The organism is Bacillota bacterium, assembly GCA_029961055.1.
Taxonomy (GTDB): Bacteria; Bacillota; Sulfobacillia; order JAIMAT01; family JAIMAT01; genus JAIMAT01.
The window spans coordinates 1-18,347 of the sequence record JASBVM010000010.1 but is presented as its reverse complement, the minus strand read 5'-3'; the positions used below and the strand labels follow the sequence as shown (position 1 = coordinate 18,347).

Sequence of the window (18,347 nt, the reverse complement as noted above, 5' to 3'; positions counted from 1 at the left end):
GGGCCCCCTGCCTCCACGCCCGCGCTGGCATATCCCGGCCGCCAACCCCATAGGGATCCCCTGTCGGAGGGATCCCATGGCGCGGCTCGCGGTCGTCGCGATCCTCTTCGCCCTGTCGTCGGTACTGCTTGTCCCCTCGACCATCGCCCTCCTCGCGGGCGAGCGGCTGCCCGGGCCGCGGGTGGACCTGCCGCCCACCCCGGGATCCCCTCTCGCGGGGTGGCCCGGCGCCAGCCCTGCCGAGCCCGGGGACGGCGCGTCGGCATCCGGCACCCCCGGCACGCCCGACACCTCCGGTGCAGGACCGTTGCCCGGCGACCAGACCGTGGTGACGGTCTACGACGAGCCGGCGCAGCAGATCCGCCAGCTGCCGCTGGAGAGCTACCTGGAGGGCGTGGTGGCGGCCGAGATGCCGGCCAGCTTCGGCCCGGCCGCGCTGCAGGCGCAGGCCGTGGCGGCTCGCACCTTCGCCGTCCTGCGCCTGATCGACGGAACGGCCCGCTGCCCCCTGGAACCGCGGGCACAGTTCTGCTCCGACGGCGACCACGGCCAGGCCTGGGCCTCGGAGGCCGAGCGCCGGCGGTTCTGGGGCGTTCTGGCCCCCGTCTACGAGGCCAAGATCCGCCAAGCCGTGCAGGCGACCGCGGGTGAGATCCTCGTCTGGCAGGGGCGTCCCATCCGCGCCTACTACACCGCCTCCGCCGGCGGCCGGACCGCCAGCGCCCAGGAAGTCTTCGGCGTCGACCTTCCCTACCTGCCGAGCCTTCCCTCGCCCGACGCCGACCGGCCGGCGCGGCTGGGGTTGACGCGCATCCCGCTGCAGGAGGCGGCGCGGAGGCTGGGGCTCTCGACGGCCAGCCTCGAGGGCGCGATCCCCCCCGCCGCCGCGGGCACGGACACGAGCAGCGCCTCCCCCGTGGCTGTGGTCGCCCGCACCGCCTCGGGCCGGGCGGCGAAGGTGCGGGTCGGCGACCAGACCGTCAGCGGCGAGCGCTTCCGCCAGCTCCTGGGGCTCCCGTCCACGCTCATCGAGAGCATCCGCGTCGAGGGCGGCGACCTGGTGATCCGCACCCGCGGATACGGCCACGGCGTCGGCCTCAGCCAGTACGGGGCGGCCGCCCTGGCGCAGCAAGGGTACTCCTCGCGGGCGATCCTCGCCCACTACTACCCCGGGACCCAGGTCGCCCATCTTCCCCCGGGGCCTGTATAGAACCACCACAGATAGCAAAGCCTACCGCCGGGAGGTGAACCTCTCGGCATGGACGAACAACAGGGTCCCAATCCGGGCCATGCGGACGAAGCCCATCGGCCCGCCCCCTGGTGGTCGCTGCGCTGGCGGCGGGCGCTGGCGGCCGTCGTGGCGAGCCCGGCGCGGCGCCTGATCGCCCTGGCCCTTCTCGTCTTCGTCGTAGCCTTCGGAGCCTACTACGCCGTTCTCGCCCAACCCAGGGTGTGGACCGGCCTGGGGGCCGAGCTGCATCGAGCCCAGGTGGCCGGCAGCCAGGCGCTCAACCGCCTGCGAGCCTCCGCCGGAACGGGGACGCACCGCGCCGCGCCCTCCTCGCACCCGGGAAGCGAGGCGCGGGCCCAGACCGGCGCCCGGGCGGCGCAGGGCGCCGCCGGGGCCGCCACCGCTTCCTCCGCGGGCCAGGCGGCCAAGGCGAAGGAGTCGGGTGCGGGAGCGAGCGCCGACCGGGCCGCCGTGGAGGCGGGAGCGGAGCCGGCCGGCCCCGGCAACCAGGCGGGGCGGAAACTGCTCTGGCCGGTGAGCGGCCCGGTGATCGCAGGCTTCGGGTGGGGCTACTCCATCACCATGCATGACTGGCGCTGGCACAACGGCATCGACATCGCCGCCAAGGTGGGCGCGCCGGTGCAGGCGGCGGCCGCCGGCCGCGTCGTCTCCGTGACCGGGGACGACCAGCAGGGCTGGACGGTCCGCCTCTCGCACGTGGCCAACGTCCAGACCGTCTACAGCGGCCTGGAGCGACCGCTGGTCAAGGCGGGCCAGACGGTGGAGAAGGGTCAGGTCCTGGGCAACCTGGGAGGAGGTCCCCTGGAGGAAGCGGCGGAAGCGCCGCACCTCCACTTCGCCATCCTGGCCTCCGGGGAGGCGACCGACCCGATCAACTTCCTGCCGCCCCTGCCGTGACGGCCCCTGGCTCCGCCGCGGGCCCGGGGTGACGCGGCGGAGAGCGCCCGGTACCCGGGCGGCGCACGCGGGGAGGTGAGAAGGCCGTCGAAGCCGTCTCCGGCGGCTCCGGTTCCGTGAAGAAAGCGTCGGGCCCGCGCGCAAGGCGGGCCCGATCGCGTCATGATCCCCCTCGCCCGGCACATATAGATGGCTCGAGTCCGCCGGGCCGAGGGGGGCTATTTCATGAAGGACCACATTTGGAAGCGCGTTCTCGAGGTGAGCCTGTACATCGCGGAGACCAAGGCCACCGTGCGGGACGCGGCTCGCGTATTCGGCGTCAGCAAGAGCACCATTCACAAAGACGTCACCGAAAGGCTCCCACGGGTGAACGAAAAGCTTTCCGAACAAGTGAAGCAAGTCCTTGAATTGAACAAGGCCGAACGCCACCTCCGCGGCGGCGAGGCGACGCGGAGGAAGTACGCGGAACGCCACAAGAACGCCGCAGCCCCCGCGACCCGCGAGCGGACGACCTGACCCGCCCGCCCCCAGCCGGCCCGGCCTCCGTCGCCAGGATTCGGCAGGAATCGCCAGCTCCCCGGCGAAAGCACGAGCATGTGTCGGACGGGCCCCGCTCGCGGGGCCGCGGGCGGAGGCGAGACTCGTGCTGCGAGGCATCTACATGGCGGGGTCCGGAATGGTGGCGGAACAGGCGTGGCTGGACGCACTGGCCGGCGACGTGGCCAACGTCAACACGCCCGGTTACCGCCGAACCGCCGACTCCTTCGACAGCTACCTCGAGCCCCAGTTGCAGCGGAACGTGAACGGCCTCTTCCAGGCGGCGCTCGGCCCCGTCTCCTACGGAAGCGCTTTCCTGACGTACGGCGGGGTCGACCGGATGGGCCCCATGACCCCCACGGGCCGTCCGCTGGACCTGGCCCTGGCACAGCAGGGCTGGTGGTTCGCCGTCCGCCGCGACGACGGCTCCACGGGCTACGTCCGCACGCTGGCCCTGCGGCCTGATTCCACCGGTCTTCTGGTCAATCCCGACGGGCTTCCGGTTCTCAGCGTCACCGGGCAGCCGCTGCGCCTACCCCCGGGAACGGGGGAAGACCAGGTCCGGGTCGACTCCGGCGGCCGCCTGCTCGCTGGCGGCCAGACGGTGGGCCAACTGGCCGTGGTCCGCCTGGACGGTCCGATCGTCCCCGCGCCGGATGGCACCTACGCCGGATCCCCGGCGCCGGCAGGGCTCGGCGCGCCGGCCGGGCTGGTCGTATCGGGGGTCCTGGAGGGTTCGAACGTCGCCCTCTCCTCGGCCATGGTCGACCTGATCCGCGCACAGCGCGCCTACCAGCTGAGCGCCTCCGCGCTCCGCACCGAGGACCAGGAGCTGGGGCGGCTCTATGGGCTGGCCTCGACGGTGACGTGAGCACGGCTTCCTCCGGCATCGGCCGGGGTTCGGCGTGAAGGGCCCGTTGGGCCGCCCGGACGGTTTGACGGGGCGCGGTGCCGGATGGTAGCATGCGTTCGATATCTCGCCCTTTTGGACCGTCCATCTCGAAGCGGTGTGCGACGTTGCGAGGCGAGCGGGCGCACGAGAACCCCTCCCGGTGGAGGGGCGTTTTTTTGCCCGGGCTCCGGACAGGCCGTCTCAGTCCGCCCGATCGGCCCGCCCGATCGGCCACGGCGGCGGGACCGGGTCCAGGCGCGGCGAGCAGGCGCGGGCCGACGCCAGCATCGCCTCGGATTTCTGGTGACGAGGGGTGGGAGCCATGGCCAATCGCCTCTTCACGTCCGAGTCGGTCACCGAGGGCCACCCGGACAAGGTGGCGGACCAGGTCGCCGACGCCATCCTGGACGCCATCCTCGAACAGGACCCGGAGGCGCACGTGGCGGCGGAGACGCTGGTCACCACGGGGCTGGTCTTCGTCACGGGAGAGATCAGCACCGACTGCTACGTGGACATCCCGTCCGTGGTCCGCCGGACCGTGCGCGAGATCGGGTACACGCGCGCCAAGTTCGGCCTCGACGCCGACACCTGCGCGGTGGTCACCTCGATCCACGAGCAGTCGCCGGACATCGCCGCCGGCGTGAACCAGTCGCTGGAAGTTCGCCTGGGCATCGGACAGGACCCGCTGGACGCGGAGGGCGCGGGCGACCAGGGCATGGTCTTCGGCTACGCCACCGACGAGACGCCGGAGGCCATGCCCCTGCCGATCCAGCTGGCGCACGCACTGGCCCGCCGCCTCGCCCAGGTCCGCAAGACCGGCGTCCTGCCCTACCTCCGCCCCGACGGCAAGACCCAGGTGACCATCGAGTACGAGGACGAGCGGCCCGTGCGCGTGCACACGCTGCTCATCTCCGCCCAGCACCACCCGGACCTGGACCTGGCGACGCTGGAGCGCGACCTCCGCGAGCAGGTGATCCGCCCTGTGATCCCGGCGGGGCTCCTGGACGAGGGGACCCGCATCCTGGTCAACCCCACAGGCCGGTTCGTGGTCGGCGGCCCCCAGGGCGACTCGGGCCTCTCCGGCAGGAAGATCATCGTGGACACCTACGGCGGTGCGGCCCACCACGGCGGTGGCTCCTTCTCCGGCAAGGATCCCAGCAAGGTCGACCGTTCCGCTTCCTACGCCGCGCGCTGGGTGGCGAAGAACCTGGTGGCGGCCGGCCTGGCCCGCCGCTGCGAGATCCAGGTGGCCTACGCCATCGGCGTCGCCCGCCCCATCTCCATTCACGTCGACTCCTTCGGCACCGGGGCGCTGCCCGACCCGGAGCTGGACGAGGTGGTGCGGCGCGTCTTCGACCTGCGGCCGGCCGCGATCATCCGCGACCTGGACCTGCTCCGGCCCATCTACCGCCCCACGGCCACGTACGGCGCCTTCGGCCGCGCCGACCTGGATCTGCCGTGGGAGAGGGCGAACCGGACGGGGGAGCTGCGCGCGGCGGTGCGCTGAAGCAGAAGCACCTGCCCGCCGGGCAGCGACGGCCGCTTGCGGCCGAGAGGGCGGGCGGGACCGGCCTGGGAGCGGACCGCGCCCCGCCCGACCTTTTCTTCCCAAGATCAGGATTGCCTGGAAGGAAAGCAAAGACAGATGTCGAAATCGGAAGCCGGACGTCTTGCCGACCGTGGCAAACGCTGCGGAAGCTTGACGTCGTCGGGTTAGACGGCAAAACGCGGGGTTCGTGACGATCTGTCACACCGGATGGCCGGGGGAGGCCGAGGGATGAGCCGGTCGGCCTGGGCGCGGGTGCTGGCCTGGACAGTCTTCGTCGCCGCCCTGGCGGGTACGCTTTGGGCGCTGCGTGGTTACCGGCCGGAGGCCGGCGACCTGCGGCTGGGCCTCATCCTCTTCGGCTTGGCCCTGGTCAGCGACTTCCTCTCGGTCCCCGTGCCCGACAGGGGCAACCTCTGGTTCGGCTTCGCCATCTCGGTGGCGGCGCTCTTCCTCCTGGGCGTCGGACCGGCCATGCTGATCGACGGCCTGAGCATGGGGCTGTGGAACGTCTACGACACGTGGCGCTGGCAGCGCCGCCCGTGGTACGCGGTCGCGTTCAACGCCGGTCAGGCGGCGCTCAACGTCGGCCTGGGGGCGCTCCTGGCGGCCGCGTGGGTGCCGGGGCCCGTCCCCGGAGCCTACGTCTGGCCCCACGCCCGCATGGCCACGTTTGTGGCCGTCTTCGGCATCGGCTACTTCGTGGCCAACTACGCGCTGGTCGGAACGCTCCTCTGGCTGGTGCACGGGGAGAATCTCCTGAGCGACCGGCGCCAGGTACTCTTTGACGCCACCCTGACGCTCGCGAGCGCCATCTTCGGCCTGATGTTCAGTGAGACGTACGCGGACGCCGGCCTGGGAGGCCTGTTGCTCACCGCCGTGGCGACCTTTCTCCCCCTCCTCGCCCTGGCGCGTCTCTACCTGGTCCTCCGGCAGACCCACGAGCAGCTGGACCTCTATCACCGGACGGCGCTGGCGCTCTCGCGGGCGACGGGCGTGGCCACCGCCTTCCAACACTTCAGCGCGGCTGCGCGGCGGCTGATCCCGGCGGAGTGGGCGGCGCTCTGGCTGCTGAGCGAAGACGGGGAGCGCTTCGTCTGCGAGGCGGCCACCGGGGCCGCCTGCGAGGGTCGCAGCCTCGATCCCGGGGTGCCCTGGCTGAGGGAGGTGCTCCGCTCCCAAAGCGCGCGGGTCCTGACGGCGGAGGAGCTGGTGCGAGCCGACCTGCCGCTGGGCGCGCAGGCCCTGGCTCACGGCGTGCTGGTGGCACCGCTGACCTCCGGCGCCAGCGCCTTCGGTCTCGTGATGCTGGGAGGAGGACCGCCCACCGGATACCGCCCGGGCCACCGGCAGCAGCTGGAGGTACTTGCCAGCCAGGCGGCCGGCGCCATCCATAACGCCCTCCTCTACACCCAGCTGACGGAGGCCGCCCAGACGGACGCCATGACGGGGCTCTACAACTACCGGTACCTCGTCCGCCGCCTGCAGGCGGAGCTGGAGAGCTCGGCTGCCAGCGGCCAGCCCGTGGCGGTCCTCTTCCTCGACATGGACCGCTTCAAGTCTTACAACGATCACTTCGGCCACCAGGTGGGCGACGAGCTGCTGCGCGCGGCCGCCCAGGTGATCCGCAGCTCCGTCCGCGAGAGCGACGTGCCCGCCCGCTACGCGGGCGACGAGTTCGCGGTCATCCTGCCCGGAGCCGACCGGCGCTCGGCCGAGGAGGCGGCCGAGCGGATCCAGCGGGCCCTGGCGGGGTACGCCTTCTCCGCCGGCGAGCGGACCCTGATCCGGATCACCGCCAGCGTCGGTGTGGCCGTCAGCCCGGAGGACGGGCGGAGCGTGGACGAGCTCCTGCGCATCGCCGACCGGATGATGTACCGGGAGAAGGGCCCCGAGCTCGGCCAGGCCGGCCTGCCGTGAATCCTCTCTGGCAGGCCGCCCGGGAGGAGCTGCTGGCCCTCCTCTACCCCGATGCCGGCCGCTGCGCCCTCTGCGGCGGTCCCCTGTCCGGCGCGACGTCCCGACCGGAGGAGGGGGACTGCCGCCGCCTGGCCGCGGTGCCCGCCGAGCTCCCGCCCCTCTGCCGCGCCTGCCTCGACGCCATCCCCCGCGAGGAGGAAGTCTGCCCGCGCTGCGGCCGCCCCGCCGCCGGCGCAGCGGCCCGGGGTGAGCTCTGCCCCGAGTGCGCGGCGCATCCGCCCGTGGCGGCCCGCCTCCGCTGCATCGGCGTCTACCAGGGGAGCCTGCGCGGGGCGGTGCTGGCGCTGAAGCACAGCGGTCGCACCGACCTCGCCCGCATCCTGGGGACGCTGATGGCGCTTCGCCTGCGCGAGGGTCTGGGCGCACCGGATCTCGTCGTCCCTCTCCCCGCAAGCCCTGGAGGACTCCGGCACCGCGGCTACAATCAGGCCGAGCTCCTCGCCCGGGTGGTGGCCGCGCCCTGGGGGCTCCCTGTGCGGTCGCTCCTCCGCACCCGGGACGCCGCGAGCCAGGAAGGCCGGGGCCGGGAACACCGCCGCTTCGCGCGTGCGGGCGGCTTCCTCGTGGAGGAGGACATCACCGGAGCCCGACTCCTTCTGGTGGACGACCTGTACGCCACGCGGGCCACCCTCGACGCCGCGGCGGAGGCGCTCTACGCGGCCGGCGCCGGGCGCGTGGAGGCGGTGGTGGCCGCGGCGCCGCTTTACACGGGCAGCCGCTGAACGATAGCCGGGTGGGAGGCTGGAGCCGGTGGCCGAGCTTCTCAACTGCAGACGGTGTGGAAGACTCTTCGCCTCGGCGGGCGCCACCCTCTGCCCCGAGTGCATCGAGGCGCGCGAGACCGACTTCGACCGGGTGCGGGAGTGGCTCGACCGTCATCCGGGCGGAACCGCCGCCCAGGCGGCCGAGGCGACGGGCGTCTCCCTGGCCGAGGTGACAGGCTTCATCCGCGAGGGGCGGCTGCGCCTGACCGGCGGGGAGTTGACCTGCGAGCGCTGCGGCGCGCCCATCCCCACCGGCAGGTTCTGCGAGCGCTGCGTCGAGGAGCTGGGGCTGGCCGCCAGCGACCGCCCGTCGCGGGCCGGACCCCCGCGGCCCGCCGGTGGTCGGGCGCCTGCGCCCCGGACCGGCCGCTTCCACACGCGCCCCAACCCGGACGACTAGCCTTGCAGCGGAGGCTCAAACGGCCCCGCCTCCGGTCGATTCTCCGGGCGGCAGGCCCCGTGGCGGCGGGAGACGGGGTGGAGCCCATCCAGAACCCACGAGGTGGTGCAGGTGCGCATCTCCAGCGAGCAGTTGAAGCGCCTCTTGCAGGAGTACCAGGCGCAGCTCCCGCCGAAGCCGGGGGCCGCCGGGGCGGAGCGGGCCGGCCGGACGCAGCAAGACCGGGCCGCATCCTCCCCTGCAGCCGGAGGAAGCGGACCGACCCCCGCGGGCGAGCACGACTCCGTGGACTTCTCCCCCGTCGCCCAGGAGCTCCTGCGCGCCCGCGCCTCCTCCGATCCGGCCAGGGCTCGCCAGATCGAGTCGATCCGCCGCCGGATCGAGGCGGGCACCTACCAGGTTCCGGGCGAGGAGGTGGCCAAGGCCTGGCTGCGCCGGCTGGTCGCCGACCAGCTGGCCGGTCGCCTGGGCTCCTCCCCGTCCACGAGTGGGGGCACGGAGGCTCCCCGGCCGGATCCGGGATCCCGGCCATGAGCGGCCGGGGCGAAACCGGGAGATGGGAGGAGCTCCGCTCGGCGCTGGAAGCGGAGCGCCGGGCCTGCAGGCGCCTGGGTGCGAGCGCGAAGCGGCTGCAGGCGGCGCTGACGGCGGCGCGCATGGCCGACGTGGAAGCCGCCCTCCGCCAGCAGGACGAGGTGCTGCAGGAGCTGGAACGGAGCCGCCGCCGGCGCCGGGCGGCGCAGCAGAGGGTGGCCTTGGCCGCCGGACTGCCGCCGGAGAGCTCCCTGGCCGCGGTTCTCCCCGCCCTGCCGGCGCCGGAGGCCGAGAGGCTGGCCGGCCTGCGGCGCGACATCGAGGAGGAGGTGGAGCGGATCAGCCGCGCCAACGATACGACCATGCGCCTGATCGAGAGCTTCGGGCGCTACGTGCGCTTCCTGCGGGACGTGCTGCAGCGGAATGAGGTGGTCTCCGCCTATACGCCGGAGGGGCGGCCGGTGGAGCCCAGCCTGCGGGCGGCGGCGCGCTCGCTTTCACGCTACCGCTGAGGAAGGGGCAGATCGAGGTTGTCGGGGAGCTTCTACGGGCTGGAGATCATGAAGCGCGCGCTGGCCGCCGAGCGGCTGGCGCTGGAGCTGACCGGCCACAACGTGGCCAACGCCACCACACCCGGTTATAGCGTCCAGCGGCCCGACCTGGTGGACCTGCCCGGGGTGCCCGAGCGTCCGGGCGTCGTCGGCGGCGGGGTTGACGTCAGGCAGATCACCCGCCAGCGCGACCTCTTCCTGGATGGCGAGTGGCGGAAGAGCGACGCCCAGCTGGCCGACTGGCAGATCCGCCAGCAGGTCTACCAGCAGATGGAGGTGGCGCTGGACGAGCCGGCGGGCCAGGGGCTGACCGGCCCGTTGAACGCGTTCTGGAAGGCCTGGAACGACCTCGCCAACAACCCCTCGGACGGGGCGACGCGGCAGGCGGTCCTCGACCAGGCCAACAACCTGGTCCAGGCGTTGCAGCAGACCGACGCGCGGCTCGTGGCCATCCAGGGCGGGATCGTTTCGGCCGTCCAGAGCCGGGTCGACCAGGCCAACGGGATCCTCGACCAGATCGCGCAGATCGTGCCCCAGATCCGCCTCCTCCTGGCGCGCGGCATGACGCCCAACGACCTCCTCGACCAGAGGGACCGGCTGCTCGACCAGCTGAGCCATCTGACCGGCACCACCGCCAGCTTTCAGCCCAACGGCGACCTGACGATCAGCCTGCCGGACAGCACCGGCACCGGGCAGGTGACGCTCCTCGCGACGGCGGGTCAGGCGACGCCGGCGGCGCTGCACCTGCAGTTCGACGCCAATACCGGAAAGCTCTCGGCGACGGACGGGGTCTCGGCCCAGCAGGTCGGTCTCGCGGGCGGTGAAATCACCGGCTACGTGACGATGCTGACCGACACGACCCAGGGGCTGCCCGCGCTCCGCCAGCGCCTGGCCTCCTTCGCCTACCGCCTCGCGACCGACGTCAACGCCGTCCATGAGGCGGGCCTGACCGCCGACGGGCAGACCGGCGTCGCCTTCTTCACGCTGGGAAGCGGCACGGGGACGTCTTTCGACCTCTCCAGCCTCCAGGTGGCGGTCACGACGCCCGGCGGCATCGCGGCCGCATCCGCCCAGGGGTGGACCGCGGACAGCCCGCTGCCGACGGACGACGGTCGAAACGCGGCGGCGATCGCCGGTCTGGCCAACCAGCAGGCGGACTTCGCCCTGCCGGGGCCGAGCGGTGGGACGCTGCGGGCGACGCCAGACGGCTTCCTCCAGGCGACCGCGGCGACGCTGGGCAACCAGGCCCAGGGCGCCCAGGGCCAGGTGGCGGGTACGCAGGCGCTGGTCCAGCAGCTGGCCAACCAGCGCGCCTCGGTCTCCGGCGTCTCGGTGGACGAGGAGATGGTCCACATGGTCCAGTACCAGACCGCCTACGCGGCCGCCGCCAAGATGGTCAGCAGCATCGATGCGATGCTCGGCGTGATCATCGGCGAGCTGGGCTCGGCCGGCCACTGAGCGGGGCGAAAGATCACCGCGGGACGTCCGATGCACCGGGTGAGCAAGGCGCCGGGAAGAAAGCGAAGAGAGGGATCCGTCCACCATGCGCGTGACCGAGACGCTTCGCGGGAGCCAGCTTCTCCTCGACCTGCAGCAGGCGGAGGAGCGGTTGATGCGGGCGCAGAACCGGATCGCCTCCGGGAGGAAGGTCTCCCTTCCTGAGGACGATCCGGTGGCGACGGCCGACGGGATGCGCTTCGACTCGGAGTTGGCGCTGGACGAGCGCATCGGGCGGACGGCCCAGAGTGCCGGCGGCTGGCTCCAGGCCACCGACACGGCCCTGGGCTCGATCGGCGACATCCTTCTGCGGGCGCGGGAGCTGGCGCTGCAGGGGGCGAGCGACGCGGTGCCCCCTGAGAGCCGGCAGGCGCTGGCGAAGGAGGTCGATCAGCTGCTCCAGCAGCTGATCCAGGTGGGAAACAGCCGGTTCGGGGGCCGCTATCTCTTTGGAGGCGTCCAGGCGAGCGGCGGAACGCCTCCCTTCCAGCCGGATCCCAGCCAGGCGAATTACGGCGGGTACCAGGCCTCCTCCGTCGCGATCTCCATCGATATCACCGGCTCCGGAAGCGCCGGCTTCCAGCTGAGCGTGACGGGGGATCAACTGGAAGGTGCGATCCAGGCCGTCCAGAACCTCGAAACGCAGCTGGCATCCGGCACGGCCACCGCCTCGAGCGTGGCAGGCGCCATCCCCGCCATCGAAAGCGCCCTGGACGACGTCCTCGACCTGCGGGCCACCGTGGGCTCGCGGCTCAACCGCATCCAGGACGTGCAGAGCCGGCTCCAGAGCGACCAGCTGCTCCTGCGCCAGTCGGCGGCCAAGGCGACCGACGTGGACATGACCCAGGCCACGATCGACTTCAGCGTGGCGCAGTACTCCTACCAGGCCGCCCTGGCGGTCGGCGCCCGCGTCGTCCAGCCCTCCCTGGTCGACTACCTGCGCTGAGCCGGCCGAGCCGCGCCCGGACGCCCGCGCCAGGAAGGAGAGGCGCCCCGGATCGAGGAAGCTCTTCCTGTTCGTTTCGCCGGCACGGCGTGGCCGGCGAACTTTGCGAGGCGGGAGGAGTGGGCGTTGCCGATCCAGTTTGGCACGGACGGCTGGCGCGCCGTCATCGCGGACGAGTACACCTTCGAGAACGTGCGGCATGTCGCCCAGGCCTACGGCGAGGTGCTCGAGGAGCGCGGGGAGGCCGGCAGAGGCGTGGTGGTCGGGTACGACACCCGCTTCCTTTCCGAGCGCTTCGCCCAGGCGGCGGCCGAGGTGCTGGCGGCGGGCGGCCTGAGGGTCGTCCTGGCGGAGGCTCCCATCCCCACGCCCGCCGTCTCCTGGGCGGTCCGAGAGCTGGGGACGGCCGGGGCCGTCATGATCACCGCCAGTCACAATCCCCCGGAGTACAACGGCTTCAAGATCAAGGCGAGCTACGCGGGCTCGGCCCTGCCCGAGCTGACCTCCCAGGTCGAGCAGAGGCTGCGGGAGAACCTGGAACGGGGCAAGGAGCCCGCCAGGGGCTCCGGGGCGGGCAGGATCGAGCGGGCCGACCTCCTGGCTCCCTACGTGGCCCAGCTGCGCCGGCTGGTCGACCTGGAGGCGATCCGCAGAGCGGGCCTCCGCCTGGCCGTCGACCCCATGCACGGGGCGGGCCGGGGGATCCTGCGCGGCCTGCTGGAGGAAGCCGGTCTCGAGGTGCTGGAGCTCCACGGGGACCTCAACCCGGGCTTCGGCGGCATCGCGCCCGAGCCGATCCGCCGCAACCTCGCGGAGCTGATGGAGGCGGTGCCGGCAGGCGGCTGGGACCTCGGCGTGGCCACCGACGGCGACGCCGACCGGGTGGGCGCCGTGGACGAGAAGGGGGAGATGGTCGACGCCCAGCGCTGCTTCGCCCTCCTCCTCCAGCACGTGGTGGAGGAGAAGCACTGGCAGGGCTCGGTGGTCAAGACCTTTGCCGTCACCCGCATGGTCGACCGGCTGGCCGAGCGGTACGGCCTCCGCTTCCACAAGCGGCCGGTGGGCTTCAAGTACGTCTGCGAGCTGGCGCTGGAGGAGCCGGTGCTGATCGGGGGCGAGGAGAGCGGAGGCGTCGGCTTCCCCGCCGCGCACATCCCCGAGCGGGACGGCATCCTGTCCAGCCTCATGCTGGCGGAGATGGTGGCGCAGCGCGGGAAGCCGCTCGGCCGGATCGTCCGGGAACTGATGGAGACGGTGGGGACGCACGTCTACGACCGGGTGGACCTGCACCTTCCTCCCGGGCGGCGGGAGGCGCTGATGGAGGAGCTGGCGGAACGCCCGCCGCGCGAGTTCGCCGGTCTGGCGGTGACCGGTGTCGATCCGCTGGACGGCTTCAAGTACGAGCTGGGCGATCACGGCTGGATCCTGATCCGTCCCTCGGGCACCGAGCCGATCGTCAGGGTCTACGCCGAGCTGGACGAGCCGGGGCGCCTGCAGGCGGTGCTGGAGGCGGGCAAGCGCCTGGCGCTGGGCGGCTGAGCGAACGGGCGCCACGAGGGCGGCCGGCCGGGCCCGCCCCGGCCCGGAGGCGCCACGGGGGGGTCGTGCGCAGATGCGTGTCGAGACCAGCCGTTTCGGCACCCTGGAGATCGAGGAAGCACGCTTGATCCGATTCCCCGACGGCCTGGTGGGCATGCCCCTCGACCGGCGCTGGGTGCTCCTCGACGTCGCCGCCCGGTCCCCGCGAGACGGCGCGGCCCCCGAGGCCGCCCCGCTCCGCTGGCTGCAGAGCGTCGACCATGGCGACGTCGCCCTGGTGGTGGTCGATCCGCTCGCCTTCTGGGCGGAGTACCGGCAGGCCTGGGCCGGGCTGGCGGGGGCGCTGGGGGAGGCGGGCGACGCGCGCCGCGGGGAGGCCGGGCGGGGCGGCCTCTTCGTCCTCTGCGTGGCGGTCGTCCCTCCCGAGCGGCCGCTGGAGACCACCGTCAACCTGCGCGCGCCGCTGGTCGTCGACCCGGTCGGGCGCCTCGGCCGCCAGGTCATCCTGGAGGACGACCGCTGGCCGCTCCGCCGCCGGCCACCGGGCCGGGCCGCACCGCTGCGGCGGACAGGCCGTCATGCTGATCATCCGCAGGAAGCAGGGCGAGGCGATCCTCATCGACCTCGGCCAGGGGCGCCAGGTCCGCGTCGTGGTGGCGGAGAGCGGCTCCGCCGTGGCGCTGGGCGTGGAGGCGCCGCGCGAGGTGGCCGTCTGGCGGGAGGAGATCGCCCGCCAGGTGGCGGAGGCCAACCAGGAAGCGAAGCGCACTTCCTCCGAGGCGGTCCGCGACCTGTTGAACCGCGGCCTGCCCGGGAGCGAAGCGCTGGGAAGGGGGCTGGACGGATGCCGGTGGTGAGCGACCCGTACCGGCGGCCGCTGCTCGCGTTCGTGCCCAACTTCAGCGAGGGGCGCCGCCAGGAAGTGATCGACGCCCTGACGGAGGCCTGCCGCGTCCCGGGAGTGCAGCTCCTCGACCGCCACGCCGACCCCGACCACAACCGCCTGGTGCTGACGCTGGTGGGCGAGCCCGAGGCCGTCCGCCGGAGCGCCCTGGCCGGGGCGCAGGCGGCCGTGCGCCTCATCGACATGGACCGGCACCAGGGAAGCCACCCGCGCATCGGCGCGCTGGACGTGGCCCCCTTCGTCCCGGTCCGCGGCGTCACGCTGGAGTCGGCGGTGGAGCTGGCGCGGGAGGTGGGACGCCAGCTGGGCGAGATGGGCCTGCCGGTCTACCTGTACGACCGGGCGGCGCTCCGGCCGGAGCGGCAGGAGCTGTCGGAGGTCCGCCGCGGCCAGTACGAGGGGCTCCGCCAGGACGTGGCCGAGGGCCGCCGCCTGCCGGACTTCGGACCGCACGCCATCGGCAAGGCCGGAGCGACGGCGGTGGGCGCGCGGGGCGCCATCGTCGCCTTCAACGCCTACCTGCGCGGCGGCGACGAGCGGGTGGCCAGGCAGCTGGCCCGCCGCATCCGGGCCTCCTCCGGCGGCCTCCGGAACGTGCGCGCCATCGGCTTCGCCCTCCCCGAGCGGCCGGAGATCGAAGTCTCCATGGACCTGACCGATCCCGAGGCGACGCCCCTCTACCGGGCGCTGGAGCTCCTCCGGGTCGAGGCGGCGCGCTTCGCGCTGGACGTCGCCTCCACCGAGCTGGTCGGCCTGGTGCCGGGCCGCGCGCTGGAGGCGAGCGCCAGCTACTACCTCCGCCTGGAGGGCTTCGACCCCGACCGGCAGGTGCTGGAGCGGGCGGTGGCCCGCGCCGACGCCGAGGAGGCGGACCGCCGCGCGCGCGAGCGCGAGGAGGCGGAGCGGCGCGGCGCCGTCCGCGCCCGCCGCGTCGAGGACTTCCTGGCGGACCTGGCCTCGGACTCGCCGGCGCCGGGCGGCGGCGCCGCGGCGGCGCTCGCCGGCGCGCTGGGGGCCTCGCTGGTGGGCATGGTGGCGGCGCTCACGCAGGGACGGAAGAAGTACGCCGAGGTGGAGCGCCGTATGGCCGCCATCGAGCAGCAGGCGGCCATGGCCCGGGAGAGCTTCCTGCAGCTGGCGGACCGTGACGCCACCGCCTTCGACGCCGTGATCGCGGCGCGGCGGCTGCCCCGGGAGTCGGAGGAAGAGCGGGCCGCCAGGGACTCGGCCGTTCAGCAGGCCCTCCTCCAGGCCTGCCAGGTGCCGCTGGAGGTGGCGCGGAAGGCGGTGGAGGTGATGGCGCTGGCCCGCGAGGTGACCGACATCGGCAACCGGAACGCGGTCTCGGACGGGGCCAGCGCGGGGACGCTCCTCTGGAGCGCCTGCCAGGGTGCGCTCCTCAACGTGGAGATCAACCTGACCGGCCTGCGCGACGGGGTGGAGGTGGTCGACCTGCGCGCCGAGGTCGAGGCGCTGCGGAAACGTTCCGGCGCCCTCTGGCAGGCGATCCTGGCCAGCTTCCGTCACCGCCTCTGAGACGGTGGCGGCGCGGAGTCGCCGGGCGGGAGGCGGGCGGGGCGGGAGGTGAGGGCTCTGCGCTTCCGGCTCTTCGAGATGGAGCGGCTGGGCTCCACCAGCGATCTCCTGCGGGCCATGGCGGCGCGCGGGGCCCCCGAGGGGACGGTGGTGGTGGCGGCCGAACAGGAGGAAGGCCGAGGACGTCTGGGACGCCTCTGGAGCTCGCCGCGGGGCGGCCTCTGGCTGTCGCTGCTGCTGAGACCGCCAGGGACGCTTCCTCCGGAGCGCCTCAGCTCGCTCGCGCCGGCGCTCGGGCTGGCGGTGCTCGAGGCGGTGGAGCCCTGGTCCGGGGGACACAGGCTCGGGCTCAAGTGGCCCAACGATCTGGTGGCCGAGGAGGAGGGCGCCTGGCGGAAGCTGGCCGGTGTCCTCTGCGAGGCGTTCCCCGGCGGGGCCAACGGTCGCTCGGCCGCGGCCGTCATCGCCGGCATCGGCATCAACGCCGACTTCGAGCGGGAACGGCTCCCCGCGGAGCTGCAGAGCCAGGCGACCACGCTTCGCCGGCTGGCCGGAGGCCCGGTGGACCTGGGCGAGTTGCGCCGGCGTCTCCTGGCGGCCCTGGAAAGGACCTGGGAGCTCTGGCAACAGGGGGGCTTCGCCGTGCTGCGCGAGGCGTGGCTCGCCCGGGCGGTCTGGCTCGGCCAGGCGGTGGAGCTGCGGGGGGCCCCCCTCCGGGCGGAGGGGGCGGAGGAGCGGGTCGTGGGCGGCACCTTCCTGGGCGTCGACGACGAGGCCGCGCTCCTCCTCCGTCTGCCCGGCGGGCGGGTCGAGCGCCTCCTGGCCGGCGAGCTCTCCCTCCGGCTGGGCGCTCAAGGCGGCGGTTCCGAGGCCGATATCCCCCAGTGAGAAGGGAGCGAGGGGGGATCCGCGGTGCCCGAGGAAGTCCGGCTGCGACCCGCGCAGGGAAGCCTGCCTGCCACCGCCGTCCCGGTCCAGGCCCCGGCCGGCGCGGTACGTCCCGACGAGGCGGTGGAGGCCTCCAGCGGCTCCCGCGGCAGCGGCCAGGAAGGGCGGGGGCGCGGCCAGCACGACCTGGCCACCGCCCAGTCGCTGGTGGACGAGGCGGTCCAGCGCATCCAGCAGAAGCTGGAGACCACCGCCCAGCTCTCGATCCACGTGGATCCCGCCAGCGGAAAGGTGCAGGTCCGGAACGGGCGGGGCGAAGTGGTGCGGGAGCTTCCTCCCGAGAAGGTGGTGGAGGCGGCTCGCCTGATGGATCAGGTGGTCGGCCTGCTCCTGGACGAGTTCTGGTGAGGCCTGTCCCGCCACCCCCGGTGCCCCTGCGCCTGACCCCCCGTGCCGCGGGCCCCGCCTTCCGCGCGGCCCGAACCAGGAAGGAGCGTGACCCTATGCCGGGCGGCTACCCTGCCTCCCATGGGAGCTATGGCGCCGACCGCCGCCGTGCCTATGAGCAGGCCGAGGTGCTGACCGCCTCGCCCGCCGGGCTGGTGGCCATCACCCTGCGCGTCTTGGAGCGGGAGGTGACGGCCGCCCGCCTGGCCCGCGACCGCCAGGCGACCGACGAGCTGCGCCGCCACACCGAGAAGGCGAAGGAAGCCCTCCAGCTCCTCCGCCAGAGCCTCGACTTCCGCCAAGGGGGCGAGATCGCCGCCCGGCTGGAGGCCATCTACTCGTTCCTCTACGAGCGCCTGGTCCGGGCGGAGCTCCGGCCGGCCTCCGACGCCCTGGAGGGCCTCGCCGACGTGATCTCGCCGCTCCGCGAGGCCTGGGAGCGGCTGGACGGGAAGGGAGCGGCGCCCGCAACGGCGCCGGTCGCGGTGCCTGTGGCGCCCTCCGGGGCGAGGCCGGGCGCCGCCGCGGCGGAAGTGCGCTCGGCCGGGTAAAGGCGTGGGCTGATTTCGTCGCGGTACCTCGCCGCGGCTGCCTGTCCACAAGGGTGTCCACAGCTGTCCACAAGGAAGTCCACAGCGGATGGGCTTCCTTGGTCCGTTATTCACAGAGATATGCACTCTGTCCACAGGACTGCGGATCCCGCTGTCCACATCTCCACAGGGCCGTCCGGCCGACGGAGGAGAAGCTCGCGCCGCTCGGGAATAGGGTCCTGGGGACCCGCCCAAGCGGGAGTGCGGCCCCGGGCGAGCCGCGGCAACGTCCGCCGAAGCGGCCCGCCGTCGCGCCAACGGGCGGACGCTGGAGGTGCAGGCTTTGGAGATCGCGTTCACGGGGCGGAACGTCGAGGTGACGCGGCCTCTGCGGCAGTACGCCGCAAAGCGCCTGAGCAAGCTCGACAAGTACTTCGACCGGCCCATCGACGCCCAGGTCCGCATGAGCGTCATCCGCAAGCGGCACATCGTCGAGGTGACGATCCCGCTGGGCGGCATGATCCTGCGCGGCGAGGAAGCCAGCGCCGACATGTACGCTTCCATCGATCTCGTGGTGGACAAGCTGGAGCGCCAGATCCACAAGTTCAAGACGAGGATCAACCGCAAGCTCCGGAAGGACAGCACGCTGGACGCCGCCGCGGCCGCGACGGCGTCCGCCGGCCAGCTGGGCGACGAGCCCACCACCG

General features: G+C 73.3%; 19 protein-coding genes. All 19 read left to right on the top strand.

Annotated features, from left to right (window positions below):
• Window positions 1–76: 76 nt before the first annotated feature.
• Complete coding sequence (spoIID, locus tag QJR14_04175; GenBank protein ID MDI3316804.1) at window positions 77–1,210, top strand: stage II sporulation protein D; 1,134 nt, start codon at window positions 77–79, stop codon at window positions 1,208–1,210.
• Between the two features lie 48 nt (window positions 1,211–1,258).
• Entirely contained in the window at window positions 1,259–2,149 is an 891-nt protein-coding gene (locus QJR14_04170) for a M23 family metallopeptidase (protein MDI3316803.1), read from the top strand.
• A gap of 225 nt (window positions 2,150–2,374) precedes the next feature.
• The gene (spoIIID, locus tag QJR14_04165) at window positions 2,375–2,665 is read left to right on the top strand and encodes a sporulation transcriptional regulator SpoIIID (GenBank protein MDI3316802.1); all 291 of its coding nucleotides are present in this window, start codon (window positions 2,375–2,377) and stop codon (window positions 2,663–2,665) included.
• A gap of 127 nt (window positions 2,666–2,792) precedes the next feature.
• On the top strand, window positions 2,793–3,557 hold the full coding sequence (locus tag QJR14_04160) for a flagellar hook-basal body protein (GenBank protein ID MDI3316801.1): 765 nt from the start codon (window positions 2,793–2,795) through the stop codon (window positions 3,555–3,557).
• Window positions 3,558–3,900: 343 nt separating this feature from the next.
• Window positions 3,901–5,085, top strand: a complete 1,185-nt coding sequence (gene metK, locus QJR14_04155; protein ID MDI3316800.1) for a methionine adenosyltransferase — start codon at window positions 3,901–3,903, stop codon at window positions 5,083–5,085.
• Between the two features lie 270 nt (window positions 5,086–5,355).
• Window positions 5,356–7,044 carry a sensor domain-containing diguanylate cyclase gene (locus QJR14_04150; protein ID MDI3316799.1) on the top strand — a complete coding sequence of 563 codons (1,689 nt, stop codon included), beginning with the start codon at window positions 5,356–5,358 and terminating at the stop codon, window positions 7,042–7,044.
• Window positions 7,041–7,826 (top strand): ComF family protein, encoded by a 786-nt coding sequence (locus QJR14_04145; protein MDI3316798.1) that lies wholly within the window; start codon window positions 7,041–7,043, stop codon window positions 7,824–7,826. The genes QJR14_04150 and QJR14_04145 overlap by 4 nt, the downstream gene beginning before the upstream one ends.
• Window positions 7,827–7,854: 28 nt before the next feature.
• Window positions 7,855–8,268: a MerR family transcriptional regulator gene (locus QJR14_04140; GenBank protein MDI3316797.1), complete on the top strand. Its 414-nt coding sequence runs from the start codon at window positions 7,855–7,857 to the stop codon at window positions 8,266–8,268.
• Window positions 8,269–8,373: 105 nt separating this feature from the next.
• Window positions 8,374–8,802 carry a flagellar biosynthesis anti-sigma factor FlgM gene (locus tag QJR14_04135; protein MDI3316796.1) on the top strand — a complete coding sequence of 143 codons (429 nt, stop codon included), beginning with the start codon at window positions 8,374–8,376 and terminating at the stop codon, window positions 8,800–8,802.
• The gene (gene flgN / locus QJR14_04130) at window positions 8,799–9,314 is read left to right on the top strand and encodes a flagellar export chaperone FlgN (GenBank protein ID MDI3316795.1); all 516 of its coding nucleotides are present in this window, start codon (window positions 8,799–8,801) and stop codon (window positions 9,312–9,314) included. The genes QJR14_04135 and flgN overlap by 4 nt, the downstream gene beginning before the upstream one ends.
• 18 nt (window positions 9,315–9,332) lie before the next feature.
• On the top strand, window positions 9,333–10,811 hold the full coding sequence (flgK, locus tag QJR14_04125; GenBank protein ID MDI3316794.1) for a flagellar hook-associated protein FlgK: 1,479 nt from the start codon (window positions 9,333–9,335) through the stop codon (window positions 10,809–10,811).
• An 85-nt stretch (window positions 10,812–10,896) separates the two neighbouring features.
• Window positions 10,897–11,796, top strand: a complete 900-nt coding sequence (gene flgL, locus QJR14_04120) for a flagellar hook-associated protein FlgL (protein MDI3316793.1) — start codon at window positions 10,897–10,899, stop codon at window positions 11,794–11,796.
• Window positions 11,797–11,922: 126 nt separating this feature from the next.
• Window positions 11,923–13,335, top strand: a complete 1,413-nt coding sequence (locus tag QJR14_04115) for a phosphoglucomutase/phosphomannomutase family protein (GenBank protein MDI3316792.1) — start codon at window positions 11,923–11,925, stop codon at window positions 13,333–13,335.
• A 578-nt stretch (window positions 13,336–13,913) separates the two neighbouring features.
• Window positions 13,914–14,192: a carbon storage regulator gene (locus QJR14_04110; GenBank protein MDI3316791.1), complete on the top strand. Its 279-nt coding sequence runs from the start codon at window positions 13,914–13,916 to the stop codon at window positions 14,190–14,192.
• A complete protein-coding gene (gene ftcD / locus QJR14_04105) occupies window positions 14,180–15,775 on the top strand; it encodes a glutamate formimidoyltransferase (protein ID MDI3316790.1) in 1,596 nt (531 codons plus the stop codon). Before QJR14_04110 ends, ftcD begins: the two co-directional genes overlap by 13 nt.
• A gap of 48 nt (window positions 15,776–15,823) precedes the next feature.
• Entirely contained in the window at window positions 15,824–16,663 is an 840-nt protein-coding gene (locus QJR14_04100) for a biotin--[acetyl-CoA-carboxylase] ligase (protein MDI3316789.1), read from the top strand.
• Window positions 16,664–16,687: 24 nt separating this feature from the next.
• Entirely contained in the window at window positions 16,688–17,071 is a 384-nt protein-coding gene (locus tag QJR14_04095; GenBank protein MDI3316788.1) for a flagellar protein FlaG, read from the top strand.
• Window positions 17,072–17,166: 95 nt separating this feature from the next.
• Window positions 17,167–17,661 carry a flagellar protein FliS gene (locus QJR14_04090; GenBank protein MDI3316787.1) on the top strand — a complete coding sequence of 165 codons (495 nt, stop codon included), beginning with the start codon at window positions 17,167–17,169 and terminating at the stop codon, window positions 17,659–17,661.
• A gap of 322 nt (window positions 17,662–17,983) precedes the next feature.
• On the top strand, window positions 17,984–18,347 hold a 364-nt coding region (gene raiA, locus QJR14_04085), incomplete at its 3' end, for a ribosome-associated translation inhibitor RaiA (GenBank protein ID MDI3316786.1).

What these genes read in the sequence shown, in the direction of transcription:
- spoIID (MDI3316804.1), top strand. Translation starts at nt 77, where the DNA reads ATGGCGCGGCTCGCGGTCGTCGCGATCCTCTTCGCCCTGTCGTCGGTA.
- QJR14_04170 (MDI3316803.1), top strand. Translation starts at nt 1,259, where the DNA reads ATGGACGAACAACAGGGTCCCAATCCGGGCCATGCGGACGAAGCCCAT.
- spoIIID (MDI3316802.1), top strand. Translation starts at nt 2,375, where the DNA reads ATGAAGGACCACATTTGGAAGCGCGTTCTCGAGGTGAGCCTGTACATC.
- metK (MDI3316800.1), top strand. Translation starts at nt 3,901, where the DNA reads ATGGCCAATCGCCTCTTCACGTCCGAGTCGGTCACCGAGGGCCACCCG.
- QJR14_04150 (MDI3316799.1), top strand. Translation starts at nt 5,356, where the DNA reads ATGAGCCGGTCGGCCTGGGCGCGGGTGCTGGCCTGGACAGTCTTCGTC.
- flgN (MDI3316795.1), top strand. Translation starts at nt 8,799, where the DNA reads ATGAGCGGCCGGGGCGAAACCGGGAGATGGGAGGAGCTCCGCTCGGCG.
- flgL (MDI3316793.1), top strand. Translation starts at nt 10,897, where the DNA reads ATGCGCGTGACCGAGACGCTTCGCGGGAGCCAGCTTCTCCTCGACCTG.
- QJR14_04110 (MDI3316791.1), top strand. Translation starts at nt 13,914, where the DNA reads ATGCTGATCATCCGCAGGAAGCAGGGCGAGGCGATCCTCATCGACCTC.
- ftcD (MDI3316790.1), top strand. Translation starts at nt 14,180, where the DNA reads ATGCCGGTGGTGAGCGACCCGTACCGGCGGCCGCTGCTCGCGTTCGTG.
- QJR14_04090 (MDI3316787.1), top strand. Translation starts at nt 17,167, where the DNA reads ATGCCGGGCGGCTACCCTGCCTCCCATGGGAGCTATGGCGCCGACCGC.